Annotated in this window: 28 protein-coding genes; 13 read left to right on the top strand and 15 right to left on the bottom strand. The window is 54.6% G+C overall.

Going from position 1 to position 25,651, the window contains the following annotated elements; genetic code table 11:
* Positions 1-10: 10 nt before the first annotated feature.
* Positions 11-922, top strand: coding sequence for a DNA-binding transcriptional activator PunR (gene punR / locus ACSIPU_RS03265; RefSeq protein WP_004102702.1), 912 nt, complete (start codon positions 11-13; stop codon positions 920-922).
* 18 nt (positions 923-940) lie between these two features.
* Here the strand turns inward: punR and purR are convergent, their stop codons facing one another.
* The gene (gene purR / locus ACSIPU_RS03260) at positions 941-1,966 is read right to left on the bottom strand and encodes an HTH-type transcriptional repressor PurR (RefSeq protein WP_004102700.1); all 1,026 of its coding nucleotides are present in this window, start codon (positions 1,964-1,966) and stop codon (positions 941-943) included.
* 296 nt (positions 1,967-2,262) lie between these two features.
* Between purR and ACSIPU_RS03255 the strand changes: the two genes are divergently transcribed.
* Positions 2,263-2,352, top strand: a complete 90-nt coding sequence (locus ACSIPU_RS03255) for a cytochrome bd-I oxidase subunit CydH (protein ID WP_049082851.1) — start codon at positions 2,263-2,265, stop codon at positions 2,350-2,352.
* 170 nt (positions 2,353-2,522) lie between these two features.
* Positions 2,523-3,689: an MFS transporter gene (locus ACSIPU_RS03250; RefSeq protein ID WP_016810093.1), complete on the top strand. Its 1,167-nt coding sequence runs from the start codon at positions 2,523-2,525 to the stop codon at positions 3,687-3,689.
* A gap of 56 nt (positions 3,690-3,745) precedes the next feature.
* On the opposite strand, the gene sodB is transcribed toward ACSIPU_RS03250, so the two are convergent.
* Both sodB and ACSIPU_RS03240 read right to left on the bottom strand, forming a co-directional pair.
* Positions 3,746-4,327: a superoxide dismutase [Fe] gene (gene sodB / locus ACSIPU_RS03245; protein WP_004102696.1), complete on the bottom strand. Its 582-nt coding sequence runs from the start codon at positions 4,325-4,327 to the stop codon at positions 3,746-3,748.
* A 311-nt stretch (positions 4,328-4,638) separates the two neighbouring features.
* Positions 4,639-5,493, bottom strand: coding sequence for a C40 family peptidase (locus tag ACSIPU_RS03240; protein ID WP_004102694.1), 855 nt, complete (start codon positions 5,491-5,493; stop codon positions 4,639-4,641).
* A 339-nt stretch (positions 5,494-5,832) separates the two neighbouring features.
* On the opposite strand from ACSIPU_RS03240, the gene grxD reads away from it, so the two are divergent.
* Positions 5,833-6,180 carry a monothiol glutaredoxin 4 gene (gene grxD, locus ACSIPU_RS03235; protein ID WP_032728362.1) on the top strand — a complete coding sequence of 116 codons (348 nt, stop codon included), beginning with the start codon at positions 5,833-5,835 and terminating at the stop codon, positions 6,178-6,180.
* A gap of 50 nt (positions 6,181-6,230) precedes the next feature.
* Here the strand turns inward: grxD and rnt are convergent, their stop codons facing one another.
* The 4 genes from rnt to ACSIPU_RS03215 form a co-directional block, all read right to left on the bottom strand.
* Positions 6,231-6,875 (bottom strand): ribonuclease T, encoded by a 645-nt coding sequence (gene rnt, locus ACSIPU_RS03230; protein WP_004102691.1) that lies wholly within the window; start codon positions 6,873-6,875, stop codon positions 6,231-6,233.
* A 106-nt stretch (positions 6,876-6,981) separates the two neighbouring features.
* On the bottom strand, positions 6,982-7,389 hold the full coding sequence (gene gloA, locus ACSIPU_RS03225; protein ID WP_004102689.1) for a lactoylglutathione lyase: 408 nt from the start codon (positions 7,387-7,389) through the stop codon (positions 6,982-6,984).
* A gap of 79 nt (positions 7,390-7,468) precedes the next feature.
* Positions 7,469-8,566, bottom strand: a complete 1,098-nt coding sequence (locus ACSIPU_RS03220; protein WP_047719778.1) for an alkene reductase — start codon at positions 8,564-8,566, stop codon at positions 7,469-7,471.
* 53 nt (positions 8,567-8,619) lie between these two features.
* Complete coding sequence (locus tag ACSIPU_RS03215) at positions 8,620-9,219, bottom strand: TetR/AcrR family transcriptional regulator (protein ID WP_024274271.1); 600 nt, start codon at positions 9,217-9,219, stop codon at positions 8,620-8,622.
* Between the two features lie 121 nt (positions 9,220-9,340).
* Between ACSIPU_RS03215 and ACSIPU_RS03210 the strand changes: the two genes are divergently transcribed.
* From ACSIPU_RS03210 to sodC, 3 genes are read left to right on the top strand one after another with little or no spacing between them, the layout of a single operon-like run.
* On the top strand, positions 9,341-9,601 hold the full coding sequence (locus ACSIPU_RS03210; RefSeq protein ID WP_153675721.1) for a DUF1289 domain-containing protein: 261 nt from the start codon (positions 9,341-9,343) through the stop codon (positions 9,599-9,601).
* A 48-nt stretch (positions 9,602-9,649) separates the two neighbouring features.
* The gene (locus tag ACSIPU_RS03205) at positions 9,650-10,546 is read left to right on the top strand and encodes an aldo/keto reductase (protein ID WP_024274270.1); all 897 of its coding nucleotides are present in this window, start codon (positions 9,650-9,652) and stop codon (positions 10,544-10,546) included.
* A 59-nt stretch (positions 10,547-10,605) separates the two neighbouring features.
* The gene (gene sodC, locus ACSIPU_RS03200) at positions 10,606-11,127 is read left to right on the top strand and encodes a superoxide dismutase [Cu-Zn] SodC (RefSeq protein ID WP_004102674.1); all 522 of its coding nucleotides are present in this window, start codon (positions 10,606-10,608) and stop codon (positions 11,125-11,127) included.
* Here sodC and ACSIPU_RS03195 read toward each other — a convergent pair.
* From ACSIPU_RS03195 to ACSIPU_RS03185, 3 genes are read right to left on the bottom strand one after another with little or no spacing between them, the layout of a single operon-like run.
* Positions 11,120-13,144: an FUSC family protein gene (locus ACSIPU_RS03195; protein WP_004102672.1), complete on the bottom strand. Its 2,025-nt coding sequence runs from the start codon at positions 13,142-13,144 to the stop codon at positions 11,120-11,122. The two genes, sodC and ACSIPU_RS03195, sit on opposite strands and share 8 nt — an antisense overlap.
* Positions 13,144-14,040: an efflux RND transporter periplasmic adaptor subunit gene (locus ACSIPU_RS03190; protein WP_004113442.1), complete on the bottom strand. Its 897-nt coding sequence runs from the start codon at positions 14,038-14,040 to the stop codon at positions 13,144-13,146. Before ACSIPU_RS03190 ends, ACSIPU_RS03195 begins: the two co-directional genes overlap by 1 nt.
* A gap of 10 nt (positions 14,041-14,050) precedes the next feature.
* A complete protein-coding gene (locus ACSIPU_RS03185; RefSeq protein WP_004102668.1) occupies positions 14,051-14,287 on the bottom strand; it encodes a DUF1656 domain-containing protein in 237 nt (78 codons plus the stop codon).
* Positions 14,288-14,458: 171 nt separating this feature from the next.
* Between ACSIPU_RS03185 and slyA the strand changes: the two genes are divergently transcribed.
* A complete protein-coding gene (gene slyA, locus ACSIPU_RS03180; RefSeq protein ID WP_016810099.1) occupies positions 14,459-14,899 on the top strand; it encodes a transcriptional regulator SlyA in 441 nt (146 codons plus the stop codon).
* Between the two features lie 41 nt (positions 14,900-14,940).
* Here slyA and ACSIPU_RS03175 read toward each other — a convergent pair whose 3' ends face one another.
* Both ACSIPU_RS03175 and slyB read right to left on the bottom strand, forming a co-directional pair.
* Positions 14,941-16,293: a sensor domain-containing diguanylate cyclase gene (locus ACSIPU_RS03175; protein WP_004102665.1), complete on the bottom strand. Its 1,353-nt coding sequence runs from the start codon at positions 16,291-16,293 to the stop codon at positions 14,941-14,943.
* Between the two features lie 229 nt (positions 16,294-16,522).
* Entirely contained in the window at positions 16,523-16,990 is a 468-nt protein-coding gene (gene slyB, locus ACSIPU_RS03170) for an outer membrane lipoprotein SlyB (RefSeq protein WP_004102663.1), read from the bottom strand.
* Positions 16,991-17,259: 269 nt separating this feature from the next.
* Here slyB and anmK point away from each other — a divergent pair, with 269 nt between their 5' ends.
* From anmK to pdxY, 5 genes are all read left to right on the top strand, one after another.
* On the top strand, positions 17,260-18,384 hold the full coding sequence (anmK, locus tag ACSIPU_RS03165; protein ID WP_196557522.1) for an anhydro-N-acetylmuramic acid kinase: 1,125 nt from the start codon (positions 17,260-17,262) through the stop codon (positions 18,382-18,384).
* Between the two features lie 92 nt (positions 18,385-18,476).
* A complete protein-coding gene (mliC, locus tag ACSIPU_RS03160) occupies positions 18,477-18,800 on the top strand; it encodes a C-type lysozyme inhibitor (RefSeq protein WP_024274269.1) in 324 nt (107 codons plus the stop codon).
* Between the two features lie 57 nt (positions 18,801-18,857).
* Complete coding sequence (pdxH, locus tag ACSIPU_RS03155; protein ID WP_024274268.1) at positions 18,858-19,514, top strand: pyridoxamine 5'-phosphate oxidase; 657 nt, start codon at positions 18,858-18,860, stop codon at positions 19,512-19,514.
* 447 nt (positions 19,515-19,961) lie between these two features.
* The gene (gene tyrS / locus ACSIPU_RS03150; RefSeq protein WP_004102653.1) at positions 19,962-21,236 is read left to right on the top strand and encodes a tyrosine--tRNA ligase; all 1,275 of its coding nucleotides are present in this window, start codon (positions 19,962-19,964) and stop codon (positions 21,234-21,236) included.
* Between the two features lie 61 nt (positions 21,237-21,297).
* Positions 21,298-22,158, top strand: coding sequence for a pyridoxal kinase PdxY (gene pdxY, locus ACSIPU_RS03145; protein ID WP_023321117.1), 861 nt, complete (start codon positions 21,298-21,300; stop codon positions 22,156-22,158).
* Between the two features lie 42 nt (positions 22,159-22,200).
* Here the strand turns inward: pdxY and gstA are convergent, their stop codons facing one another.
* The 3 genes from gstA to nth form a co-directional block, all read right to left on the bottom strand.
* Entirely contained in the window at positions 22,201-22,806 is a 606-nt protein-coding gene (gstA, locus tag ACSIPU_RS03140; protein ID WP_023321116.1) for a glutathione transferase GstA, read from the bottom strand.
* Between the two features lie 107 nt (positions 22,807-22,913).
* Positions 22,914-24,419, bottom strand: coding sequence for a dipeptide/tripeptide permease DtpA (gene dtpA, locus ACSIPU_RS03135; RefSeq protein ID WP_024274267.1), 1,506 nt, complete (start codon positions 24,417-24,419; stop codon positions 22,914-22,916).
* A 596-nt stretch (positions 24,420-25,015) separates the two neighbouring features.
* Positions 25,016-25,651 (bottom strand): endonuclease III, encoded by a 636-nt coding sequence (nth, locus tag ACSIPU_RS03130; protein WP_004102645.1) that lies wholly within the window; start codon positions 25,649-25,651, stop codon positions 25,016-25,018.

Below are 25,651 nucleotides of genomic sequence, written 5' to 3'. Positions count from 1 at the left end.
CAGGCAGAAAATGTGGTCTGAATACTCGCTTGAAGTTGTCGATGCTGTCGCCCGCAACGGCAGCTTTAGCGCCGCTGCGCAGGAATTGCACCGCGTCCCTTCGGCCGTCAGCTATACCGTGCGTCAGCTGGAAGAGTGGCTGGCGGTGCCGCTATTTGAACGCCGCCATCGGGATGTCGAGCTAACCCCTGCCGGCGTTTGGTTTTTGCAGGAAGGGCGATCTGTTATCAAAAAAATGCAGATCACCCGCCAGCAGTGTCAGCAGATAGCCAACGGCTGGCGCGGACAGCTCTCTATCGCGGTGGATAATATCGTTAAGCCAACGCGTATGCGGCAGATGATCGTTGATTTCTATCGTCACTTTGATGACGTTGAGCTGATTGTTTTTCAGGAGGTGTTCAACGGCGTCTGGGATGCGCTGGCCGACGGTCGCGTGGAGCTGGCGATCGGCGCAACGCGCTCAATTCCGGTCGGGGGCCGCTACGCCTTTCGTGATATGGGAATGCTGAGCTGGGACTGCGTCGTCGCAAGCCACCATCCGCTGGCCAAAATGACGGGACCTTTAAGCGATGACGTCCTGCGCAACTGGCCATCGCTGGTCAGAGAGGATACTTCACGCTCGCTGCCGAAGCGGACCACCTGGCTGCTCGATAACCAGAAGAGGGTGGTTGTGCCGGACTGGGATGCCTCTGAAACCTGTCTCTCCGCGGGGCTGTGCGTCGGGATGGTGCCCGGGCATTTAGCAAAGCCGTGGCTCGATAGCGGTGAATGGACGGCGCTGGAGCTGGAGAACCCATTCCCGGATGCTGCCTGCTGTCTGACGTGGCAGCAAAGCGATGCCTCTCCGGCCCTGTTATGGCTGCTGGATTATCTTGGCGATAGCGAAACGCTGAATCGGGAGTGGCTGCGGGCGCCGGAATAACCGACGCCGCAGGAAAGGTTAACGGCGGTAATCGACAAACGGGCCGTCGGCCACAGAGCGGCGCTCGACCAGACGCGGATGGACTTCAATCGACTGCGAGACTTCGCGCTTATTGACGATGCGATCCAGCAGCATATTAAAGGCCGCTTCGCCCAGAGAGTCTTTAGGCTGATGGATGGTGGTCAGCGCCGGGCTGAAGTAGCGGGCGTTGCGCACGTTATCATAACCGATCAGCGAAATATCCTGCGGCACGCGCAGCCCCATTTCATCCGCCGCGCAGATGGCGCCCATGGCCATAATATCGCCGCCGCAGAAAATAGCCGTCGGGCGAGGATGCTGGTTGAGAATTTGCTGCATGGCGCGATAGCCGGACTCCGGTTCAAAATCGCCCTGGACAATCCAGTTTTCCGGAACGCCGATCTGCGCTTCTTCCATGGCTTTCATAAAGCCTGCCAGCCGGCCCGCACCGGTGTTACGCTCCAGTGGGCCTGGGATCACGCCGATATCGCGGTGGCCGCGTTCAACCAGGTAGCGTCCGGCAATATAGCCGCCTTCGAAGGCGTTATCGACGACCGAATCAGTAAAGTCGGCTTTTGCCTCGCCCCAGTCCATGACCACCATCGGGATGTGGCGATACTCTTCCAGCATGCTTAAAACTGATTCCGGATACTCGGAGCACATCACCAGCAGGCCATCAACGCGCTTCTGCGCCATCATTGACAGATAGGCGCGCTGTTTCTCCGGGTCGTTCCAGGCGTTGCCGAGGATAAGGGTATAGCCCTTCTGGAAGCAGTTTTTCTCGACTGCTTCGATAATCTCGGCGAAATAAGCCGCTTCGCTGCTGGTCGCCAGCAGACCAATAGACTTGGTGTGATTGACCTTCAGGCTGCGAGCAACGGCGCTGGGGGAGTAATGCAGCTCCTTAATGGCCGCCCATACCGCATTGCGCGTCTCTTCCGCTACGAATCGGGTTTTGTTAATTACATGTGATACTGTTGTAGTGGAAACGTTTGCGCGTTTCGCTACATCTTTAATAGTTGCCATTACTTCTCACTCCAGACCTTGACCTGATCGTCTGTTTATCGGTACGTAAACGATTGCCTGTACACACCCTGGCGCCAAAATGGATCATGGCATCACGTCGGGAAAACGACACAGAACGACAGGAAGGGGTCAATGGCCGATACGCTTTCAAATTAGCGTGGGATTTTGTCCGATCTTGGGGCAAAGGGGAAGAGCAAAAATGTGCATCACTCTAAATCTCGGAAGATTTTTACGCTATTCTGTGTAAAAATGAGCAAGCTCACTTTTCATGTGGGGATAATCAGGGGGAAAAATTGATGGATACAAATTTAAAGTTTTCGCTGACGACAACGATTATTGTTCTGGGTTTGATTGTTGCCGCAGGTTTGACTGCAGTACTGCACTAATTCTTTACTGAGAGGGAGGGGCCGCTCTCCCTTTACCCCCCCGCCTATTATTATCAATTTCGCAAAAATCTTTTGCCATTTCGTTTACTTTTGTTTTTCTGTGATTGATGTCATGCTTTTGACTTCTGAATAAGATGCCGTCGCTGAAGGCGGCCTGATGGAGTTCCTGCATGAAAATCAACTTTCCCCTGCTCGCACTGGCGATCGGCGCCTTTGGTATCGGCACGACCGAGTTCTCCCCGATGGGACTATTACCGGTTATTGCTAAAGGCGTGGATGTGTCCATTCCGGCGGCGGGAATGCTCATTAGCGCTTATGCCATCGGCGTGATGGTCGGTGCGCCGTTAATGACCCTGCTGCTCTCCCACCGCGCGCGCAGAAATGCGCTAATCTTTCTGATGGCCATTTTTACCCTCGGTAATGTGCTCTCTTCAATTGCCCCGGATTACACTACGCTGCTGCTGTCGCGCATTATTACCAGCCTCAACCACGGCGCCTTCTTCGGTCTCGGCTCGGTGGTGGCGGCGAGCGTGGTGCCTAAACATAAGCAGGCCAGCGCGGTAGCAACGATGTTTATGGGGCTGACGATCGCCAATATCGGCGGCGTTCCTGCGGCAACCTGGCTGGGCGAAACTATCGGCTGGCGAATGTCGTTTCTGGCAACGGCGGGGCTGGGCGTTGTAGCGATGATCGGCCTGTGGCTGTCGCTACCGAAGGGCAGCGCCGGCGAACGTCCGGACGTGAAGCAGGAACTTGCGGTGCTGATGCGTCCGCAGGTGCTGTCGGCGCTATTGACCACCGTGTTGGGCGCCGGGGCGATGTTCACGCTTTATACCTATATCTCCCCGGTTCTGCATACCATCACCCACGCTTCACCGCTGTTTGTGACCGCCATGCTGGTGCTGATTGGCGTCGGTTTCTCGCTGGGTAACTATCTCGGCGGTAAGTTTGCCGACCGTTCCGTTACCGCAACGCTGAAGGGCTTTCTTCTGCTGCTGATGGTCATTATGCTGGCGATCCCGCTGCTGGCTCAGTCGCAGGTGGGAGCGGCGATAAGTATGGTTGTCTGGGGGGCGGCGACGTTTGCGGTGGTACCGCCTTTGCAGATGCGCGTGATGCGCGTCGCTCATGAGGCGCCGGGGCTGTCTTCATCGGTTAATATCGGGGCCTTCAATCTTGGTAACGCGCTGGGCGCGGCGGCGGGCGGCGCGGTTATATCCGGCGGCCTGGGATATGCGTTCGTACCGGTGATGGGAGCGATTATCGCGGGCGTAGCGCTACTGCTGGTGCTGTTCAGCGGGCGGGCGCAACCGGAAGAGGCGTTTGCTAACCATTAAGTTCACGTGAAGTGAAATAATAACCGCAGAAGCAGCAATGCTTCTGCGGTTGGCTTTTATGCTGCCAGATTAGCGGCAACAAACTTCCAGTTTACCAGCGCCCAGAAGTGTTCCAGATAGTTCGGACGGGCGTTACGGTAGTCGATGTAATACGCATGTTCCCAGACATCCACGGTCAGCAGCGGGGTAGCGTCGCTGGTCAGCGGCGTACCGGCGTTGCTGGTAGAGACGATGGCCAGGCTACCGTCGGCATTTTTCACCAGCCAGGTCCAGCCTGCGCCGAAATTTTTTGCCGCCGCGTCGGTGAATTTGGCCTTGAAATCCGCGAAGCTGCCGAAGGATTTAGCGATAGCCGCCGCCAGTTCGCCTTCCGGTTCGCCACCGGCGTTTGGTGCCAGGCAGTTCCAGTAGAAGGTGTGGTTCCAGACCTGCGCGGCGTTGTTGAAGACGCCGCCATCGGAAGAACGCACGATCTCTTCCAGGGTTTTGCCTTCAAACGCGGTGCCTTTGATCAGGTTGTTAAGGTTAGTCACATAGGCCTGGTGGTGCTTACCGTAGTGGTATTCCAGGGTTTCCGCTGAAATGTGCGGCGCCAGGGCGTCTTTTGCATATGGTAATGCAGGTAATTCGAACGACATTGCTACTCTCCTTTTTATCGTTATACCCTTCATAATCCCAGCGGCATCTGTATTAACTGCCTGCACTTACCCCGGTCATGTACTGTTGTTCGCTCCCGGGATGCGCTGAGCTGCCGCAAGACTCGGCTTATGCCTCGCCCCTTTGAGGCCTGCGCAAGCGCGGTTCAAAACGGCAGGGCGTTCTGTGATGCTGCTGCAATTATTCTGGGTCTGGTGCGCGCAATAACCCTGTATTGCGCAAGGTAATAGTAGCAAATTAAAAGATGTGGCAAAAGAGAGAGTTACCCTGTCGCCGCAGCGACAAGGCACATTTAGCGAATGGTTTTCGGCGTCATAACGCGACGCGCGCCGACGTAGTGGCGTACCCAGTAATCGTCGCTTAAAGAGGTAATCTGTATATCGCGACCGGTGCGCGGAGACTGGATAAACTTGCCGTTGCCGACGTATACCCCGACGTGATCTGCCGTCCCGCGCCCGCGGGTGCGGAAGAAGACGAGATCCCCGCTTTGCAGCTCGCCGCGATCCACTGGACGAGCGTCGCGCAGGTGATACATCTCATTGGCAGTGCGCGGAATATGAATTTTAACCAGGTCTTTATAGGCGTAATAGACCAGACCACTGCAATCAAATCCGGTGCGCGGAGAGGTCCCGCCCCAGCGATAAGGTTTGCCAATCTGATCCATCAACTTTGACATCGCGGTGCTTTGCGCTTTTTGTACCCGCGCTTTATGCGCATCGGCGATAGTCAGCTGCGGCTCGTCGGCAATGGGTTTGCAGCGGGTTTTATAGCCTTTACGCGCCACGCACTTTTTCTGCAGGCTCGCCGCGGCCAGCTTGCTTTCCGCAATCGACCTTGTCGAGCTGGCGCACAGCTTTTTGTAGCCCTTGCGCAGGACGCATTTTTTGGTGGCGCTGGCGGTCTGGCGTGAAGCGGTTGTTTTGCTGCGGCTGGCGGTCGGTGTTTTTTTGCTGGAGGTTTTGGCGGTGGTTTTGCTTTTGGAACTGGCTGCTTTTTTCTTACGCTCTGCGGTAGTGCCTTTAGCCGGATGCGCTTTGGGCGTGGCCGAAGCGTGCGTATGCCCGGAAGCATGCGCCAGCGGCGTAAGTGAAATAGATGTGAAAAGTAATGCACAGAGCGAAATCGCGATTTTGTTAAGACGCGCCACTGAGCAATCCCCTGATTAAATTACAGACATATACCTATGCCTGACGATGAATGACAAAACGCATCGATTCTAAAGCATAAAATCGTGGAAAGTTAATACTCTTTTGTATCTAAAGTCTCGTTTGGTTAACATTTGCAAAAAAATGCGTCTCCCGGCGGGCTCGCCGCATGAAAAACGCGCAATGCGTTGCTGCGTATAGCAATAAAATGATATTTTTGAGGCAACTTTTGCCTACAGAAGATAAAATGTAGCAAGTGAAAAAAATGTTATTATCGGTCCTGCGTTCAGGGCGCTACAATGACAAATTACTGCCGTAGAGAAGTTTAAGGAAGCACGACAATGAGCACGACTTTAGAAAAAATCCAACGTCAAATCGCTGAAAACCCGATCCTGCTGTATATGAAAGGGTCTCCGAAGCTGCCAAGCTGCGGTTTCTCCGCTCAGGCCGTTCAGGCGCTCTCTGCCTGTGGCGAACGTTTTGCCTACGTCGATATCCTGCAAAACCCGGACATCCGCGCGGAGCTGCCTAAATACGCTAACTGGCCAACCTTCCCGCAGCTGTGGGTAGACGGTGAGCTGGTCGGCGGCTGTGACATCGTGATTGAAATGTATCAGCGCGGCGAACTGCAGCAGCTGATCAAAGAAACGGCCGCTAAGTCCAAAACTGACGAGCCGAAAGCAGAGTAATTTTGCTTTAAATAAAAAAGCGACTTCCCGTGAAGTCGCTTTTTTTTCATTTATTCTTCGGCCACAGGTAAGGGCCAGCCGCCAAGACGCTTCCAGCGGTTGACGATTTCGCAGAATAGCTGCGCCGTTTGTTCGGTATCGTAAAGCGCAGAGTGGGCCTGAGTCCCGTCAAATGCCATTCCGGCGGCGATACAGGCTTTCGACAATACCGTTTGGCCAAGCGCAAGACCGCTCAGGGCCGCGGTATCGAAGGTGACGAACGGATGGAATGGATTACGTTTCAGCCCCGCACGTTCTGCCGCCGCCATGGTAAAGCTATGGTCGAAGGTGGCGTTATGCGCGACCATAATAGCGCGGCTGCAGTCGCTCTCTTTCATGCCCTTGCGGATCATTTTAAAAATCGCGTGCAGCGCATCGTATTCGCTCACCGCGCCGCGCTCGGGATCGTTGGGGTTAATACCGTTAAAAGCCAGAGCTTCGGGCTGCAGGTTAGCGCCCTCAAAAGGTTCAACATGAAAATGCAGCGTTTCGTCCGGCATGAGCCAGCCTTCTTCGTCCATTTTCAGCGTAATAGCGGCGATCTCCAGCAGGGCGTCGGTTTTGGCATTAAATCCGGCGGTCTCAACATCAATTACCACTGGATAAAAACCGCGAAAACGGTCGCACAGACCATTCAGTTGAGCGTTCTCGGACATCAGATTCTCTTAGCTGGAAAAAAGTAGCGCGCATTATGGCAAATTTTGCCGCGGCTTGCAGCAGGAAGGGGATAAAACAGCGGGCACCGCGGGCGCCCGCAGCAGATTAGTTGCCGAGGCCTTTTCCGGCGTCTTTCTCTTCAATCAGCTCGATTTTATAACCATCCGGATCTTCGACGAAGGCGATGACCGTCGTACCGCCTTTAACCGGGCCGGCTTCACGGGTCACATTGCCGCCGTTCTGACGAATACGTTCGCAGGCTTCCGCCGCGTTTTCAACGCTCAGCGCAATATGACCATACGCGTTACCGAGATCGTACTTATCCACGCCCCAATTGTAGGTCAGCTCAATCACGGCGGTATCGCTTTCTTCGCCGTAACCCACGAATGCCAGCGAGTATTTATATTCAGTGTTTTCGCTGGTGCGCAGCAGTTTCATGCCCAGCACATTGGTGTAAAACTCAATAGAACGTTGCAGGTCGCCAACGCGCAGCATGGTGTGAAGTAAGCGCATAATGTCCCCTATGCAGTTTATTTTGATACATCAGAGCGTTGAGTATAGCGGCGATAACCCGCCGCTATCAATGGAGGGATTACAGGGTAGGGTAATCGGTATAACCTTCCGCGCCGCCGCCGTAGAAGCTTTCCGGACGCTGTGGGTTCAGAGCGGCTTTTTTCTGCAGGCGCGCCACCAGGTCCGGGTTAGCAATGTAGTCGCGACCAAAGGCCACGGCATCGATCAGCCCTTTACCGATCAGATCGTTGGCCTTTTCAACCGTGTAGGCGCCCGCGCCGATAATAGCGCCCGGGAAACGGTCGCGCACTTTCTGGCGGAACTCATCGCTGTACGGTTGGCCGCCAGCCCAGTCCGGTTCGGACATGTGCAGGTAGGCAATACCGCGTTTCGCCAGCTCTTCGATCAGATAGAGCGCATCGGCTTCTTCATTCGGGCCATTATCGACGTTCTGGAAACTGCCGATGGGCGAGACGCGAATACCGATACGGTCGGCGCTCCACTCTTCACTCACCGCATCAACCACTTCCAGCACCAGGCGAGCGCGATTTTCCACGCTGCCGCCGTACTGGTCAGTACGATGGTTGGCAGAAGGGGAAAGGAACTGGTGCAGCAGGTAACCGTGGGCGGAGTGCAGTTCGACAAGATCGAATCCGGCATCGCGGGCGTTACCTACCGCCTGACGGAAATCATCAACGATCCCTGGGATCTCGTGGGTTTCGAGCGCGCGCGGCATTGAGGTGTCAACGCGAATGGCATGGCCGTTTTCGTCGCGCAGCGAAGTCCGGGTGCCCGCGCTGATGGCCGATGGCGCAACCGGGGCGGCGCCGCCGGGCTGGATGCTGCTGTGCGAAATACGCCCGGTATGCCACAGCTGGACGGCAATACGCCCGTTTTCAGCGTGGACGCCGGCGGTGATCTTTTTCCATGCGGCAATCTGTTCCGGACTGTGCAGCCCTGGCGCACCCGCGTAGCCTTTAGCCTGAGCGGAAATCTGGGTCGCTTCGGAAATAATCAGGCCGGAGCTGGCGCGCTGGCGGTAGTATTCGCCCATCAGCGGGGTGGGAATATCCCCCGGCTCAATACTGCGCAGACGCGTTAGCGGAGCCATAAACACGCGATTCGGCACGGTTACCGCACCTACTTTCAACGGGGTAAACAACTTTGATTCTGACATAATGACTCCTGAGTAGACCGGTCGTCTTGAAACGGGTTAAATAAAAACGCCTGTTATAGGGCAGGCGCAGCAATAATTTTTTTAGCGTGGGCCAGGGCGCTTTCCAGCGGCGTTGCGCTGTGCGTAATCTTGGCCTGCAGATTCGCCCCCAGCCACAGAGAGTAAAGCACCTGCGAGAGCGTTAATGCGTCACCGTCAAACGTGAGGCTACCTTCCTGACGGCCTTGCTCCAGCGCATCGGCCAGCAGGGTAATGATCTGACTGGCCCCTTTATCCATCGCGGTGCGCATATCTTCCGACAGATCGCAGACCTCTGCCGACAGCTTCACCGTCAGGCAGCCGCTAATGATGCCCTGCTGGCAAAACTGGGTCAGCGCATGCTGATAATAGGCCAAAAGGCGGTCGCGATAGTTTCCCTCGCCGTGGGCAAAATGCTCAACCAGGCGCTGAAGATATCCGGCGTAGTGATGGTCGAGCAGCGCTACGCCAAAGGCTTCTTTAGAGCGAAAATAGTGATAGAAAGAACCTTTCGGCACTTCCGCTGTTTTTAGCAGTTCACTCAGCCCCATACCGGTAAAACCCCGATGCATACAAAGCTGCTCGCCGGTGGCCAGGATATGTTCGCGGGTATTGCATTCACTGTGTTTGTTCATGGCGCTCACTGTAATAGACCGATTGGTCTAATGCAAGCCATAATTAAAAATGCTGCCTGGCGCAGAGGGCGACGAACAAAATTTGCGTACGGCGGATGAAACGTCTTCAATAAAGACAGAGATGAGCGGCTGGAGAGGCGAAGTGGCTGAACAACTGGAGTTCTTCCCGGTACAGAGTCCCTGCCGGGGGATTTGTCAGTCTGATGAACGCGGCTACTGCCGGGGGTGCATGCGTAGCCGCGATGAGCGTTTCAACTGGCAGAAAATGAGCGATGCGCAAAAGCAGGATGTTCTGCGTCTGTGTCGCCAGCGGCTGCTGCGTAAATTACGCGCAGCTAAGCAGGATAGTGCGGAAGAACCGCAGCAACCCTCACTGTTTTAAGCAAAAAATTGCGTATACTCAGGACACTTTTTTATTGAGGAAGCTGTTATGGTTCAGCGTATTGCTATGGCTCCCCAGGGGCCGGAATTCTCTCGTTTCGTGATGGGCTACTGGCGTCTGATGGACTGGAAGATGTCCGCTCAGGCGCTGGTGGGCTTTGTGGAGCAACACCTGGAGCTAGGCATCACCACCATCGATCATGCCGACATTTACGGCGACTATCGCTGTGAGGCGGCGTTTGGCGAAGCGCTAAAGCTGGCGCCCCATCTGCGCAACCGGATGGAGATCGTCACCAAATGCGGAATTGCCACGAAAGCGCGGGCAGAAAATACCATCGGCCACTATATTACCGACCGCGACCATATTGTGCTGAGCGCGGAGCAGTCGCTGCGTAATCTGGCGACCGACCATCTGGACCTGCTGCTGATTCATCGCCCGGACCCGCTGATGGATGCTGACGAAGTGGCTGAGGCCTTCCTGGCTTTACATCATAGCGGCAAGGTTCGCCACTTCGGCGTGTCGAACTTTACCCCCGCCCAGTTTACCCTGCTGCAGTCGCGCCTGCCGTTTACCCTGGCGACTAATCAGGTGGAAATTTCCCCGGTTCACCAGCCGCTGCTGCTTGACGGTACGCTCGATCAGCTTCAGCAGCTGCGTATCCGACCGATGGCCTGGTCCTGCCTCGGCGGCGGTCGTTTGTTTAACGACGAAAGCTTCCAGCCGCTGCGCGATGAGCTGGCCCGCGTCGCTCAGGAGCTCAATGCGGAAAGCATTGAGCAGGTGGTGTACGCCTGGATCCTGCGTCTGCCGTCGCAGCCGCTGCCAATTATCGGTTCAGGAAAAATTGAGCGCGTGCGCTCGGCGGTTGTCGCTGAAAAGCTAAATATGAGCCGTCAGCAGTGGTTCCGCATTCGCAAAGCGGCCTTAGGCTACGACGTTCCGTAAACACCGACACCTCAGCAATGGCCTACACTGAATAGTGATAGAGCCATTGAGGAGGTGTTATGCAACGATGTATTCTCGCCATACTTACCCTGGCCGCCTGTGCGGGCGCGCAGGCGGCCAGCGAAAGCGTCGATATCAATCTTGTGACCAGCCAGAGCGTTGGTCAGGCCATCGGTAGCGTGAAAATTAGTGAAACCGCGAAAGGTCTCGAGTTTACTCCGGACCTGAAAGCGCTGCCTCCCGGCGAGCACGGCTTCCATATTCACGCCAACGGTAGCTGCCAGCCGGCCATCAAAGAAGGTAAAGCCGTCGCCGCTGGCGCAGCCGGCGGACATTACGATCCGCAAAACACCGGAAAGCATGAAGGTCCTGACGGCGCCGGTCATCTCGGCGATCTGCCGTTCCTGGTGGTTAATAACGACGGAAAAGCCACCCAGCCGGTGGTCGCGCCACGTTTAAAAACCCTCGATGAAGTGAAAGGCAAGGCGCTGATGATTCACGTGGGGGGCGATAATATGTCCGACAGCCCGCAGCCTCTCGGCGGTGGCGGCGAGCGCTTCGCCTGCGGCGTCATCAAGTAGTCCTTTCCGTCAACGTTCCTGCGATCGGCGCCTGTTCCAGCTGAGACAGGGCGCACCAGAGTCGCCAGATAACCGCCGCCAGCTCTCTGGCGGCGGGCTGGTGGTGGCGATTAAGCGCGTCGCAGATGCGCTGCAGTTCCTGCAGCGTTGAAGCGAGAGGGCGCTGCTGAACGCCGCGCTCGCTCATCACGTCACGCAGCAGGCTAATGCACAGATCGCGCACCTGCGAGAGCGGGTCGGAGCGCGTTTCCCAGTCGCGTAGTTGCCACACCACGTGGGAACAATTGAGTAACACGACGCCCCAGCGCAGCAGCCAGCGGCGCGCCAGCGCATCCTGACTGTTGCTAAGCTGGCTAATGTGATGATAAACCAGCGACTCAAATTCATGTTCACTATGCTGCGGACGACGACTCAACTGGTCGACAAAGTGACGCCGTAACGCACGGATGTGCCGACGGCTTTTACGCGCGTCTGAACCTGGACTGATAATGGCGAAAGCCAGCCAGGCAAGTCCTACCCCAATGATTTTTCCCAGATTATCATTAAGAAACGAAGCGTAGTCGTACACCGGCGGGTTGGTGACCGAAATAAATGAGCCCATAAAAACGATCAACTGCCCCCACAGTCCGGCGAGCTTTGGCATCTGCTGTTTGAGCAACTGCATGGTGGTCAGCAGGGGAAACAGAAATAGCAAAAACTGCCATAAATCGGTTATCTGCACCATCAGGCCAAATTTCACGACAAAGCTAAAGAGCGAAAGCAGGATCAGGGTACGCATTAAAAGCGTTAATGATTTAAACGGTGAGGGTGAAACCGAATAGAGCACGCAGCAGATAGCCGCCAGAGTAAGCGCTGCAGCGCAGGCCTGCCACTGGGTGCTTATACCCCATGCGCCGACCATCACCAGCGCGCAAAAAGCGCGAACTCCGTTCCAGAGAGCTTCGGCCTGATCGGTATGGCGGGCCAGCGCGGGTGCGGAAGGTACGTTGAATTCGGTGATCGCGGTGGCGTTTTCGATGCGCTTGAGCCAGCGGCTGCTCTCCAGATACAGGCGACAAAAATAGCGCAGGCGCTTCCAGAAGGCGATGTGTCGGTAGTCGGCATCGGCGGGCGGCGCAAGCGGCGCGATAATGCGGGCAACGCTGTAAGCATCGGCGTTTGAAAGCGCTAACTCGCTGAGCAAAGACTCCAGAATCTCGCGAGTACGAGCGGGCGCGGCGGGCCAGTTAAGCAGCATCCGCCGCAGGCTCGAAATGACGCTGGTCATTCGTAGCTGCTGATGTAGCAGGTAGTTGAGCAGCGGATTTTGCCGGCGAAAGCGATAATGGCTCCAGAAGGCCTGAATGCGCAGCAGATTCATGGTCAGGATTTGCCCAATCACGCTCTCGTGCGCGGCGCGGATAGCATCGGTTGTTTCCGGGACCCACAGCAGACTGGCGTGTTCCAGCAGGCGGGCATGCATATTTTTTAGCGCGCTCAGTAGCGTGGTGCCGTCGGAGGTACTCGGTAAAATCATCATCATTAGCCCGCCGCACAATATACCGACGATAACCTCGCAGACGCGCGACTGGGCGATAGTCCACAGTTCGTTAGCATCGGTAATATTGATAACCGGGAAAGCGATAATCGCGCAGGTGTAGCCCGCAAGCTGGAATGCATAGGCGACGTTATTGGTGAACATCGCGCAGGCCCAGGTACAGAGAGCTATCCACGCCGATATACTAAAAAGAAATAGCCACGGATCGTTGAGCGTATGGCCGGCCAGCAGCAGCGCCGCGCAGGCGCCGAGCAGGCTGCCGGCAATACGGCCAAAGCTTTTGCTGATCACGCCGCCGACGGTGGGAAAGCTGACTACCGCGGCGGAAGTCATCGCCCAGTAGGGTTCGTCAAGATTCAGCCAGTAGGCGACGCTCAACGCCAGGCACATGGCAATCCCGTTACGCAGGGCATAGCGCCACTGCGGACGGCTGGCCTTAATCCAGGGAAGAGAGCGCCACGTCAGGGCCTGTAGCTTCATTACTGCGCGCCAATGGCAACGGTGCAGGTGGTACCGGAGACCAACGTGATATCCGGCGGCAGATGGTCAAACTCAATGCGCACCGGCACGCGCTGGGCAAGGCGTACCCAGGGAATATTCGGTTTAATATTCGCTACCAGACCACTTCCGCTCTCTACGCTCTGATCGACAATAGCGCGTCCGATACTGCCTACGTGACCCTGTAACTTTTGTTTGCTGCTATAGAGGACGATCTGCGCGCTATCGCCGGGACGGATATTACGCAGTTTCGTTTCTTCAAAATAACCGATCACGTAAAAGGAGTGGCTGTCGACGAGGGCAAAAAGCGGATGGCCTACGGTTGCGTAGTCGCCAATGCGGGTCGAAAGGTTCGTTACCCAGCCGTCAACCGGAGCCTTAATTTCGGTCTGCGCGAGCTGCCATTGGGCATGATCGAGGGTGGCCAGGGCGGCTCCCACGACGGCCTTAGCCGCTGCCAGGTTAGTATTAGCGGTATTAAGCGCAGTATTAGCGTTTTCTAAATCTTCTGCGGAGATGAAATTCTCGGAGAGATGGCGTCGGCGAGCGGCATCGCTGGCGGCTTTTTTCTGTTCAGCCTGCGCGCGGGCAACTTCAGCTCGAGCCTTGTCGAGCTGGGCCTGGGCGTTGAGCAGCGCAATTTTATAAGGCGTATCATCAATTCTGAACAGCACTTCACCGGCCTTAACCAGCTGGTTATCGCGTACGTTGAGCTGCAGGATGCTCCCGGACACCTGCGGCGTGACGCCTACCTGCTCGGCCCGGACTTTCCCGTCGCGGGTCCACGGGGACTGCGTGTAGTAATTCCAGACCAGCCAGGCGGCAATAATGGCCAGCGCGGCGACCAGCAGCGTGGATAAATATTTTAGTTTCTTCATGTAATGAACATTACCAGATAGTCAGTAAAACCAGCGCCAGACAAACGGAGAGCGCAAAGAAGGAGAGATCCATGAGCAGGGGGTGCCAGATTTCACCTGCGTACATCCAGTCCCGCAGCTGACGATGAACGACCAACCAGATAAAGAAGCCCAGCAGAACGGCTTTAAAGACAGGAGGAAAATAGACCGAAGCGCCGAACACCAGGTCCTGGAGCGGCAATCCGGTAGTGTTAAGACTCAGTTTCACAAGCAAAAATCCTTTGCCGTTTCAGGATGAATGTTCAGGTTATGCGATTATTCACATTGTAAATCATTGTTCTGATTTTAGTGAATCAGGTAATTCATTTGTTTTGGTAATTTAAATGCTGCACACTATTCTAAAATCAGTATAATAACTTAGCAAGCTAATTATAAGGAGATGAAATTGGAATCGCCACTTGGTTCTGATCTGGCACGTTTGGTACGCGTCTGGCGCGCGCTAATCGACCATCGCCTGAAACCTCTGGAGTTAACGCAGACGCACTGGGTCACGCTGCATAACATTCACCAGCTGCCGCCTGAACAGTCGCAGATTCAGCTGGCGAAAGCCATTGGTATTGAGCAGCCTTCGCTGGTTCGCACGCTCGACCAGCTGGAGGAAAAGGGGCTTATTTCTCGCCAGACCTGTGCAAACGATCGGCGGGCAAAACGTATCAAGCTTACCGAAAAAGCCGAACCCCTGATCAACGAAATGGAAGAGGTTATCGGCAAAACGCGTGATGAGATTCTGGCCGGTGTTTCTAAAGAAGAGGTGGAAACGCTGCTCAATTTGATTCGTAAACTTGAACACAACATCCTCGATCTCCAGGCAAAAGATTGACCTTAACGAGGCCTTGAATCTTCTCAAGGCCTCTTTTTTATTTACGCCTGCCAGACGACTACGCGATTACGCCCGGTGTTTTTCGCTTCGTACATGGCGGTATCAGCGCGCTTGACGCACTCCTCCGCCGCAACATGCGCATCCTGAGTGGTGAAAACCCCCATACTGATGGTCATTCTTTCCGGTAACCCTTCATGCTGTTCACTGACGGACAGGCGGATGCGTTCGGCAATGGCCAGCGCTTCGTTGGCGCCGATATTGACCAGCAGCAGGGCAAACTCTTCCCCGCCGATACGCGCGGCAATGTCCTCCTGGCGCACGTTATTCTGCAGCACGCTGGCAGCAAACTGAATGACCTTATCTCCCTGCACGTGGCCGTACGTGTCGTTGATGCGCTTAAAGCGGTCAAGATCGCAGACAATGACCGATAGCGGCTGTGATGCAGAGACTTTTGTTAATCGTTGATTCAGCGTGTCGTAGAAATAGCTGCGGTTATACAGCCGGGTCAGGGGATCGCGAATAGAATTCTGGTACGAGCGAACGTACCTTTCGTTTGACTCCCGGTAGAGGATAAAAACATCCACAAGCAGAACTAAAATCAAAAACAGAGTGCTCAGCGTTTCAAAGAGCCGCGCCTGGTTCCAGGAATGAGCGTTACCGTTGACCGTGGAGAGCAGAACCAGCAGCGTAAATATATAGGCGGTACAAAAAAAGGCGCCGCTGTACCAGAATATATTGCGTAGCCGGGTCAGGCTAATAAGTAAAATCAGCGTAAATGACCATGTGCCAATTAATACCCAGCCAACCCGGTTATGCCATAGCGGCGTAAAGGTATAGGTCAGATTATCAATGAATTCAATGCTCAGTAATGGTGAGTTGCTGGAATGAACCCACGATAATATGAGCGTTGCGGCGATCAAAATAAAACAACCCAGCAGTACCAGACCGTGAATTTTTCCTGAATGAGTGGTACGGTGGCGAAGCCGATATAAAACGATCGAAGTTATAAATAAAACGACCATCATGACGTTGCGGAAAAAATAAAAAATCAGCGCGTCATTCTGGTTGATGACGCGACCCTGGGCGCATACCAGCCAGTCCGGGTAGCTGCCTATGGTCCCGAGCATCAACAGGGCCGAACAGGCAAAAGCGAAGGCTATTGGCGCCAGGTACAGCTGCTTTTTATCGCACAGATATTTCATGCCCATAAAACAGGCAATCATAATATGGAAACCCATCAGTGAGATAGTCAATACGGGAAACAGCATTGATGAAGTTGTAGAGATACGATGAATTAATGAGCCGGTAACGAAATTAATCGTAGCAATAGAAAAACCGCATACGACAGCGTAAAGAAATAGCCTGTCAGGCAAGCGTTTGAGATTAATAAACATAGTCAACATCCCTGAATAAAAGGGCAAAGGTAAAACGACGTCACTGTCGTAAATGTTTTGCGTAATACAGGATGCAGATTACTTGATAGCGGAGGGGAGAATATTGAGCAGGCGCAAGTTGTGGATGGGAGGCGGAAAAATATAAATATATTTGCAGTGTTTATTTATTATGATAAATGATACATATTTTATATAAATGAGCGGCCCGCAAGGGCCGCAGGGAAAAGATTTAGCGCGGGGATACGGTAACCTGGCTGCCGCTGCCGGCGATAGCCACGCGTTGTCCGACGGAGAACGGCGTGCTGCCTTGTTTCTGCACCACCATGATGGTGTTGCCATCATCTTTGCGAATTTCCAGCTCAACGCCCTGGGTTTTGTTCATTGCGCCCTGGACGCCCTGACCGGCTACGCCGCCCGCGACAGCGCCAGCTGCGGTTGCCAGAGAGCGACCCGTGCCGCCGCCGATGGTGTTACCCAGGAAACCACCGAGCACCGCGCCGCCAATGGCGCCGATAGCATTGCTTTCATCTCCGCCCTGAATCTGAACCGCGCGGGTATGCACAATGGTGCCGTAGGTCACACTTTGGACCTGTTTGGCTTCGGATGCGGAGTAAACATCGCCGGACAGGCCGCTGTTGCTGACGCAACCTGCAAGCGTAAAACCAATCATCGAGACAGCCAAAACACGTAAAATCATTTATGAATCTCCTGTTCACAAGAAGCGTTCTGTTGAACTTCCTTGTAGCCAATTATATGGCATTTAAGCGTCTGCTGGCATAGCAGATACCGTGACTATACAAAAAATAATAATCAGAGTCGTCTCAACCTAAACTAAACATAAGTTCTTTACGCTAAGTACCATCGCGCTGCTTGTATTGTTAAAAAGTATTATAGCAGCATAGCATTGCCCCCTCGTTTATGGTGGAGTGTGGGGATATACGAGAGTCATGGAATGAAGGAAAGCGTATGAAATCAGGCCGCTTTATCGGCGTCATGTCCGGCACCAGCCTTGATGGTGTGGATGTTGTGCTTGCAGCAATTAATGAAGATCTGGTCGCCCAGCAGGCCAGCCTGACGTATCCCATCCCCATTGCGATTAAAGAACAGATTCTGGCTATCTGTCAGGGGCAGCCGCTCACGCTTTCGCAGCTAGGGCGGCTGGATACGCGGCTGGGGCGGCTGTTTGCCGATGCGGTTCTGGCGCTAATGGCTCAGGAAAAGCTACAGGCAGCAGATATCATCGCCATCGGCTGCCATGGGCAAACGGTCTGGCATGAGCCAACGGGTGATGCGCCGCACACTAGGCAGATAGGCGACAATAATCAGATTGCCGCGCGCACCGGCGTAACCGTGGTCGGAGACTTTCGCCGCCGCGATATGGCGCTCGGGGGGCAGGGGGCGCCGCTGGTTCCTGCTTTCCATCATGCGCTGCTGGCGCATCCGGTAGAGCGCCGCATGATTCTCAATATCGGCGGTATTGCCAATCTCTCTTTACTGGCGCCGGGGCAGCCGGTACGTGGATACGACACGGGGCCAGGCAACATGCTGATGGACGCGTGGGTCTGGCGCCAGTGCGGCAAACCCTATGATAAAGACGCGCAGTGGGCCAGCGAGGGGAAAATTGTGCTGCCGCTGCTGCAGGATATGCTCAGCGATCCCTGGTTTGCCCTGCCGGCGCCGAAGAGTACCGGGCGCGAATACTTTAACTACGGCTGGCTCACGCAGCATCTGGCGCGTTATCCGGGGCTTCGTGCCCAGGATGTTCAGGCGACCCTGGCCGAACTGACTGCCGTCAGCATCAGCGAACAGGTGCTGCTAAGCGGAGGCTGCGAGCGTCTACTGGTATGCGGCGGCGGTGCGCGTAACCCGCTACTGATGGCGCGTCTGGCGGCGCTGTTGCCGGGAACCGAAGTGTCGACGACCGATGAGGCGGGCATTAGCGGTGATGATATGGAAGCGCTGGCTTTCGCGTGGCTGGCGTGGCGTACCCTCGCCGGCTTACCCGGCAATCTCCCTTCCGTGACCGGCGCGTCGCAGGCAACCGTACTGGGCGCGATTTTCCCGGCCAATCCGCAACAAAATCAGAGTTAACTGAAATCACCCGCGCCGGTTTCTTCGTAAACTGGCCAACGTTGAGGGAGGGCGTTATGCCTTCCCGGACCGGGAAAGTCGAAGGCATACTGATGAAAAAAATACTTATTCTTGCTGTACCTTTTATGCTCGCAGGCTGTAGCTACTACAACCAGTTTGTTGAGCGGATGAACACGGATACCCTCGAGTACCAGTGCGAGCAAAAACCGTTAACCGTCCATCTCAATAATACTCGCCAGCAGGTCAGCTTCATTTACGACAACCAGCAGTTAAATTTACAGCAGGGTCTCTCCGCCTCCGGCGCGCGCTATACCGATGGCGTATACGTCTTCTGGTCTAAAGGCGATAGCGCCACCGTTTATAAACGCGACCGTATTGTGCTGGAAAACTGTCAGCTGCAAACCGCCAAACGTTGAGATTTCAGTCATGGGGGCGCACAATAACGCCACCCATTGATGACTTTCTCAATTGCCATGTCTGATAACGACGAATTGCAGCAAATTGCGCATCTGCGCCGTGAATATACCCGTGGTGGCCTGCGTCGCCACGACCTTCCTGCCGAACCCCTGGCATTATTTGAACGCTGGCTGCGCCAGGCCTGTGATGCGAAGCTCGCTGACCCGACGGCGATGGTTGTCGCGACCGTTGATGAAAACTCGCAGCCTTACCAGCGCATCGTGTTGCTCAAGCACTACGATGAGAAAGGCCTGGTGTTTTATACCAACCTCGGCAGCCGCAAAGCCCACCAGATTGAAAAAAATCCCCGCATCAGCCTGCTGTTTCCATGGCATATGCTGGAGCGCCAGGTCATGGTTATCGGTAAAGCGGAACGCCTGTCGACGCTGGAAGTAGTCAAATATTTCCACAGCCGCCCGCGCGACAGTCAGATTGGCGCCTGGGTATCGCAGCAGTCCAGCCGTATTTCGGCTCGCGGCATCCTCGAAAGTAAGTTCCTCGAGCTGAAGCAAAAGTTCCAGCAGGGCGAAGTTCCGCTGCCGAGCTTCTGGGGCGGATTCCGCGTCAGTATTGAACAGATGGAGTTCTGGCAGGGCGGAGAGCATCGTCTGCACGATCGTTTTCTCTATCAGCGTCAAAACAGCGGCTGGCAGATCGACCGACTGGCGCCATAAAGGACGCAAAAATGTTGTCTTAAGCGCTGGTGCATCGTGGCCTGGCGCTTTATTCTATACGCTTCATTTTTCAAGCTGCATCTTTATCCGCTGCGCCTGCCCGCTCTGTCGCTTACCTGTGTAAGTTCCCTGAGCTTTCATATGCTTGCCGCCGCGATGCAGCTTGAACAATTTTGCGTATACCCGTCATACTTCAAGTTGCATGTGCGTTGGCTGCGTTCACTCACCCGAATCACTTACTACAGTAAGCTCATCGGGATGAATCAGGGACATCCATGTCCCTGACCGAAGGTCATCTTCGGTTGTTCAAATTCGTTCCTGACGAATTTGTCGTTCACTTGCCGCCTTCCTGCAACTCGAATTATTTAGGGTATAGATGTTTTTTTTCGCGTCTGGCGAAAAGTCGTGTACCGGCAGAGGTGCAGTCGTTTATAGATGGAGAATTTGATGGCAAGCAGTAACTTGATTAAACAATTGCAGGAGCGGGGGCTGGTAGCCCAGGTGACGGACGAGGAAGCGTTAGCAGAGCGACTGGCGCAAGGCCCGATCGCGCTCTATTGCGGCTTCGACCCAACCGCCGACAGCTTGCACTTGGGGCATCTTGTTCCATTGTTATGCCTGAAACGCTTTCAGCAGGCGGGCCATAAGCCTGTTGCGCTGGTTGGCGGCGCGACGGGTCTCATTGGCGACCCGAGCTTTAAAGCCGCTGAGCGTAAACTGAACACTGAAGATACCGTGCAGGAGTGGGTAGATAAAATTCGCAAACAGGTCGCGCCTTTCCTCGACTTTGATTGCGGTGATAACTCTGCCATCGCCGCGAATAACTACGACTGGTTTGGCAGCATGAACGTGCTCACCTTCCTGCGTGATATCGGCAAGCACTTCTCCGTAAATCAGATGATCAACAAAGAAGCGGTGAAGCAGCGTCTGAATCGCGACGACCAGGGCATCTCTTTTACCGAGTTCTCCTACAACCTGCTGCAAGGCTACGACTTTGCTTGCCTGAACAAGCTGCACGGCGTGGCGCTGCAAATCGGCGGTTCTGACCAGTGGGGTAACATTACTTCCGGTATCGACCTGACCCGCCGTCTGCACCAGAATCAGGTCTTTGGCCTCACCGTCCCGCTGATCACCAAAGCCGACGGCACGAAATTCGGTAAAACCGAAGGCGGCGCAGTGTGGCTCGATCCGAAGAAAACCAGTCCGTATAAGTTCTACCAGTTCTGGATCAACACCGCGGATGCCGATGTTTATCGCTTCCTTAAGTTCTTCACCTTTATGGACATAGCTGAAATCAATGCCCTGGAGGAGGAAGACAAAAACAGCGGTAAAGCGCCGCGCGCCCAGTACGTGCTGGCCGAGCAGGTGACCCGTCTGGTGCACGGTGAAGAAGGTCTGGTGGCGGCAAAACGCATTACCGAGAGCCTGTTCAACGGCAACCTGAGCGATTTGAGCGAAGCCGATTTCGAACAGCTGGCGCAGGATGGCGTGCCGATGATCGAAATGGATAAAGGCGCCGATCTGATGCAGGCGCTGGTGGATTCTGAACTGCAGCCGTCCCGCGGTCAGGCGCGTAAAACCATCGCATCCAATGCGGTGACCATCAACGGCGAAAAACAGTCCGACCCGGAATACGTATTTGTCGACGCCGACCGTCTCTTTGGTCGCTACACCTTACTGCGCCGCGGTAAGAAAAATTACTGTCTGGTCTGCTGGAAGTAATTGCGTAAAGGCAGGGGCGTGGGAAACCGCGCCCCTTATTTTTTGCTCTCAGGTAATTAAGATGAAGAACATCCTCGCCATCCAGTCCCACGTTGTGTTTGGCCATGCGGGCAACAGCGCCGCTGAATTTCCGATGCGCCGCCTTGGCGCCAACGTCTGGCCGCTTAATACCGTACAATTCTCCAATCATACCCAATACGGTAAATGGACCGGCTGCGTGATGCCGCCAGCGCATTTGACGGAGATTGTTCAGGGGATTGCCGATATTAACCAACTGCAGCGCTGTGACGCCGTGCTAAGCGGCTATCTGGGATCGGCTGAACAGGGCGAACATATTCTTGGCATTGTGCGTCAGGTTAAAGCCGCCAATCCGGCTGCGAAATATTTCTGCGACCCGGTAATGGGTCATCCGGAAAAGGGCTGCATCGTGGCGCCGGGCGTAGCGGAGTTTCACGTGCGCTACGCGCTGCCGGCAAGCGATATTATTGCGCCAAATCTGATTGAGCTGGAGATCCTCTGCGGGCATCCGGTGGCAAACGTTAACGAGGCGGTTTTGGCCGCGCGCGAGCTGATTGCTCAGGGGCCGGAGGTGGTGCTGGTGAAGCATCTCTCGCGTGCCGGACTGAGTATGGATCGTTTTGAGATGCTGCTGGTTACCGCGCAGGAAGCCTGGCATATCAGCCGTCCGCTGGTGGATTTTGGCATGCGCCAGCCGGTAGGCGTCGGTGACGTTACCAGCGGGTTGCTGCTGGTCAAACTGCTGCAGGGCGCCACTCTGCGCGATGCGCTGGAGCATGTGACCGGCGCGGTTTATGAAATCATGCTGGCGACTAAAAACATGCAGGAATATGAGCTTCAGGTTGTGGCGGCTCAGGATCGTATTGCGCAGCCGGAGCACTACTTTAGCGCCACCCAGCTTTAAGGCGGGTATGAACTTGCCCGACATGTCGGGCAAGCATCGGTTTTACTTCAGCCCTTCAGCCTCAAGAGCAGCGGCTACGGCCGGGCGCGCGGCAACGTGTTTCATCCAGGCCGCGATATTGCTATAACCTTCCATATTCAGCTTCACGGCGTAGGCCCAGCGCAGTACGGTGAACAGGTAGCCATCCGCAATGGTGAAACGATGCCCGTTAATCCACTCTTTATCCTGCAGACATTCGTTCACGTACTGCATTTTCTTATCCAGCTGCGCGCGGGCGATAGGTTTGAAATCTTCCGGCGTATCCGGGCGAAACAGCGGTGTAAAGCCTTTATGCAGTTCCGTCGCCACGTAGTTTAGCCACTCCAGGGTCTGGTAGCGGGCGATGCTTCCTACCGGCGCCAGCAGCTGGCGGTCCGGTACGCGATCGGCGATATACTGCATAATGGCCACGCCTTCCGTCAGCAGCACGTCATCGTCCAGCAGCAGCGCCGGTACCTGACCCTTGGGGTTAACCAGCAAATAATCCTCCCCGTTTTCAAGGCGTTTTTTCATCACATCAACGCCCTGCAGGGTAAAGTCCAGCCCGCTTTCGCGTAGCGCGATATGCGAGGCTAGAGAACAAGCGCCGGATTTATAGAACAGTTTCATCGGTGACTCCTCGTGGCTGCGGTTTTCTGTATGTTAGTCCGCCCAGGGGCAAAAAAAAACCGCTAACAGAGCGTTAGCGGTTTAATTTATCGGTTTTCCCAGGGAGCTTAAGCCGTGGCGGTATCGCTGGCTTTTGCCGTTTTATCATCGTCCTGGGTCATGCGGTTCAGCTTCGGCGCCGTCAGCAGCATCAGGATAGCGATAACGCCGGTTGCGACACCGATATGCAGGAACACGCGGCCGTAAACTTCCAGCGACATCAGCGGGTCAGTGACGTTGTCCGGTACTGCCATCATGTTCGCAACGTAGCCGCCGATCAGGTTAGCGCCAGCGGTTGTCAGGAACCAGCTGCCCATGATGAAGCCCATCAGGCGCTGCGGAACCAGCTGCGCAACCATCGCCAGGCCCAGGCCGGAGATCATCAGTTCACCGATACTTTGCAGACCGTAGCTAATCACCAGCCAGCTGACGTTGACGATACCCGCATCGCTGGCGAACTTCGCGCCCAGCGGCAGCACGAGGAAGGCGCCGGAGCACAGGACCATACCAATAGCGAACTTCATCGGCATTGGCAGGGTGTCGCCCATCTTGTTGTAAATGGCGGCAAGAATCGGGCTACCGATAATGATCCAGAACGGGTTCAGCGCCTGATACTGTTCAGGTTCAAAAGCGATACCCAGCAGAGAGTGTTCAACGTTGCGAATAGCAAAGAAGTTGAGGGAGGTCGGCATCTGGCTATACAGCACAAAGAAGATGATTGCCTGCAGCATCAGAATAAACGCAACGATCATTTTGCGACGCGGCGCGCCGTGCATCGCAAAGGCCTCTTTAGCAAAGATAACGATGATGCCCAGAGCAACCACGCCCAGCGCCATACGTGCAATGCCCTGGTTGTGCAGCAGCCAGGTTGCAATCGCGACCAGAACGACCACGCCAACGATAGTGGCCAGCAGTTTGCCCACGTGCACCGGTGCGAAGTCAGGTTTGGAACCGTACTGCTTAACCCAGCGCTGGCAGAAAGCGAAGTTGACGATGGTGATCACCAGGCCTACAAAGCTCAGAGCGAAAGCGACGCTCCAGCCGAATTTTGCCGCCAGCCACGGTGTCGCCAGCATAGAGAAGAAGGAGCCGATATTGACGGACATATAGTACATGGTAAATGCACCGTCCAGACGCGGATCGTTCTTTTCATAGCAGGTCGAGAGCAGGGAAGAGGGGTTAGCCTTAAACAGGCCATTACCCACGGCAATCGTTGCCATCCCCATATACACGATGCCCGCATCGTGTCCGGACCACGCGACCAGGCCGTAGCCGATAGCCAGAACGATGGCGCCGAGCATAATGACGCGCTTGGTGCCGAGCACCTTGTCGCCCAGCCAGCCGCCAATCGCCACCAGACCGTATACCAGGGCGCTAAAGGAGGAGAACAGAGTGATAGAATCCGCTTCTGACATACCCAGCTGTTTAACCAGGTAAACGGCCATAATCCCTTGCAGGCCGTAGAAACCAAAACGTTCCCATAGCTCAATAGAGAAGATGAGATAGAACGATCGTGGTTGTTTGAAAGCGTTTAAACTCACGCTCTCCGTTGGTTTATTGTTTGCAGTAGACACAAATACCTCTTTTTTTACATCCCATATTAACGGGGGGTGCTCGGGGCGCAATCTTCGCAGACCGCCGCCTTTATAGTTATTCTGGAGGGAAAACGGCAGGTAATGTTCACTATCCTGTGCCATCAGGCAATAGCTTTGCAATAATCTGTTACACATATCCTGAGCGTTATAATACACCGGACATATAAATGTTATGCAGAGTTAAATTTCAGCGTTTCGTTAATGGCAGCGTTTTTATCTGTCATAATCGGAAAGTTTTCGCATAAAGGCCATATGTTCTGCTGTTTGCGCTTGCATCCAGTGATATAGCCCAAAATCCTAAAAAATGATGGGTTATTGTGTTGGTATTTAAGTTAGGGGTATTTAAATCAGCAGGTTTGCGTATTAATAAGTTAACAACAAAGCAACAAGAAATTGACTCAGTGATCTGGATCACAAATGTATAGAAATTTTGCCTCTGAAAAAAATGAATAAGCTGATCGATGGTTATATAGCGGAATAATAAGCCATAAGAAGGCTAAATCGATGGCGTGAACATCGGAAAAATGGGGTATGCACCAGAGCCATGACTTATGAAGGTTATGGCTCTGGTAGGGTCAGGAGTAGACCTTCTCTTTAAACTCGCAAAGATCTTCAATCAGGCAGGAACCGCAGCGCGGTTTACGGGCGATACAGGTATAACGGCCGTGCAGAATCAACCAGTGATGGCAGTCCACTTTGAATTCCGCCGGAACCACCTTTAACAGCTTCTCTTCCACCTGTTCAACGTTTTTACCAGGCGCAAATTGTGTCCGGTTGCAAACGCGGAAAATGTGCGTATCGACGGCGATTGTCGGCCAGCCGAAGGCGGTGTTCAACACGACGTTAGCGGTTTTGCGCCCGACGCCGGGAAGCGCCTCAAGCGCGGCTCTGTCTTCCGGTACTTCGCCGTTATGCTGCTCAAGCAGGATCCGGCAGGTCTTAATGACGTTTTCTGCTTTACTGTTGAACAGGCCGATGGTCTTAATGTACGACTTGACGCCCTCTACGCCCAGCGCCAGCATCGCCGCCGGCGTGTTGGCGACCGGGTAGAGTTTCGCCGTAGCTTTATTGACGCTAACGTCGGTAGCCTGCGCCGAGAGCAGCACGGCGATCAATAATTCAAACGGCGAGTTAAAATTCAGCTCCGTAGTGGGGTGCGGGTCGTTATCCCTGAGCCTGGTGAGGATCTCCAGGCGTTTACTCTTGTTCAT

Origin of the sequence: Klebsiella sp. HN106 (genome assembly GCF_051209435.1) — a bacterium.
GTDB lineage: Bacteria > Pseudomonadota > Gammaproteobacteria > Enterobacterales > Enterobacteriaceae > Klebsiella > Klebsiella oxytoca.
This window is presented reverse-complemented; position numbering and strand designations above follow the sequence as displayed.

Excerpts from the sequence above, each read along its gene's own strand:
- ACSIPU_RS03210 (WP_153675721.1), top strand. The coding sequence starts at position 9,341 with ATGAGCGGCTGGAGAGGCGAAGTGGCTGAACAACTGGAGTTCTTCCCG.
- nth (WP_004102645.1), bottom strand. The coding sequence starts at position 25,651 with ATGAACAAGAGTAAACGCCTGGAGATCCTCACCAGGCTCAGGGATAAC.
- ACSIPU_RS03190 (WP_004113442.1), bottom strand. The coding sequence starts at position 14,040 with ATGAAGAAACTAAAATATTTATCCACGCTGCTGGTCGCCGCGCTGGCC.
- grxD (WP_032728362.1), top strand. The coding sequence starts at position 5,833 with ATGAGCACGACTTTAGAAAAAATCCAACGTCAAATCGCTGAAAACCCG.
- purR (WP_004102700.1), bottom strand. The coding sequence starts at position 1,966 with ATGGCAACTATTAAAGATGTAGCGAAACGCGCAAACGTTTCCACTACA.
- ACSIPU_RS03255 (WP_049082851.1), top strand. The coding sequence starts at position 2,263 with ATGGATACAAATTTAAAGTTTTCGCTGACGACAACGATTATTGTTCTG.
- ACSIPU_RS03175 (WP_004102665.1), bottom strand. The coding sequence starts at position 16,293 with ATGTTTATTAATCTCAAACGCTTGCCTGACAGGCTATTTCTTTACGCT.
- slyA (WP_016810099.1), top strand. The coding sequence starts at position 14,459 with ATGAAATTGGAATCGCCACTTGGTTCTGATCTGGCACGTTTGGTACGC.
- gstA (WP_023321116.1), bottom strand. The coding sequence starts at position 22,806 with ATGAAACTGTTCTATAAATCCGGCGCTTGTTCTCTAGCCTCGCATATC.
- rnt (WP_004102691.1), bottom strand. The coding sequence starts at position 6,875 with ATGTCCGAGAACGCTCAACTGAATGGTCTGTGCGACCGTTTTCGCGGT.
- sodC (WP_004102674.1), top strand. The coding sequence starts at position 10,606 with ATGCAACGATGTATTCTCGCCATACTTACCCTGGCCGCCTGTGCGGGC.
- slyB (WP_004102663.1), bottom strand. The coding sequence starts at position 16,990 with ATGATTTTACGTGTTTTGGCTGTCTCGATGATTGGTTTTACGCTTGCA.
- mliC (WP_024274269.1), top strand. The coding sequence starts at position 18,477 with ATGAAAAAAATACTTATTCTTGCTGTACCTTTTATGCTCGCAGGCTGT.
- pdxY (WP_023321117.1), top strand. The coding sequence starts at position 21,298 with ATGAAGAACATCCTCGCCATCCAGTCCCACGTTGTGTTTGGCCATGCG.
- gloA (WP_004102689.1), bottom strand. The coding sequence starts at position 7,389 with ATGCGCTTACTTCACACCATGCTGCGCGTTGGCGACCTGCAACGTTCT.
- pdxH (WP_024274268.1), top strand. The coding sequence starts at position 18,858 with ATGTCTGATAACGACGAATTGCAGCAAATTGCGCATCTGCGCCGTGAA.
- ACSIPU_RS03215 (WP_024274271.1), bottom strand. The coding sequence starts at position 9,219 with ATGAACAAACACAGTGAATGCAATACCCGCGAACATATCCTGGCCACC.
- anmK (WP_196557522.1), top strand. The coding sequence starts at position 17,260 with ATGAAATCAGGCCGCTTTATCGGCGTCATGTCCGGCACCAGCCTTGAT.
- sodB (WP_004102696.1), bottom strand. The coding sequence starts at position 4,327 with ATGTCGTTCGAATTACCTGCATTACCATATGCAAAAGACGCCCTGGCG.
- ACSIPU_RS03205 (WP_024274270.1), top strand. The coding sequence starts at position 9,650 with ATGGTTCAGCGTATTGCTATGGCTCCCCAGGGGCCGGAATTCTCTCGT.
- ACSIPU_RS03250 (WP_016810093.1), top strand. The coding sequence starts at position 2,523 with ATGAAAATCAACTTTCCCCTGCTCGCACTGGCGATCGGCGCCTTTGGT.
- tyrS (WP_004102653.1), top strand. The coding sequence starts at position 19,962 with ATGGCAAGCAGTAACTTGATTAAACAATTGCAGGAGCGGGGGCTGGTA.
- punR (WP_004102702.1), top strand. The coding sequence starts at position 11 with ATGTGGTCTGAATACTCGCTTGAAGTTGTCGATGCTGTCGCCCGCAAC.
- ACSIPU_RS03220 (WP_047719778.1), bottom strand. The coding sequence starts at position 8,566 with ATGTCAGAATCAAAGTTGTTTACCCCGTTGAAAGTAGGTGCGGTAACC.
- ACSIPU_RS03195 (WP_004102672.1), bottom strand. The coding sequence starts at position 13,144 with ATGAAGCTACAGGCCCTGACGTGGCGCTCTCTTCCCTGGATTAAGGCC.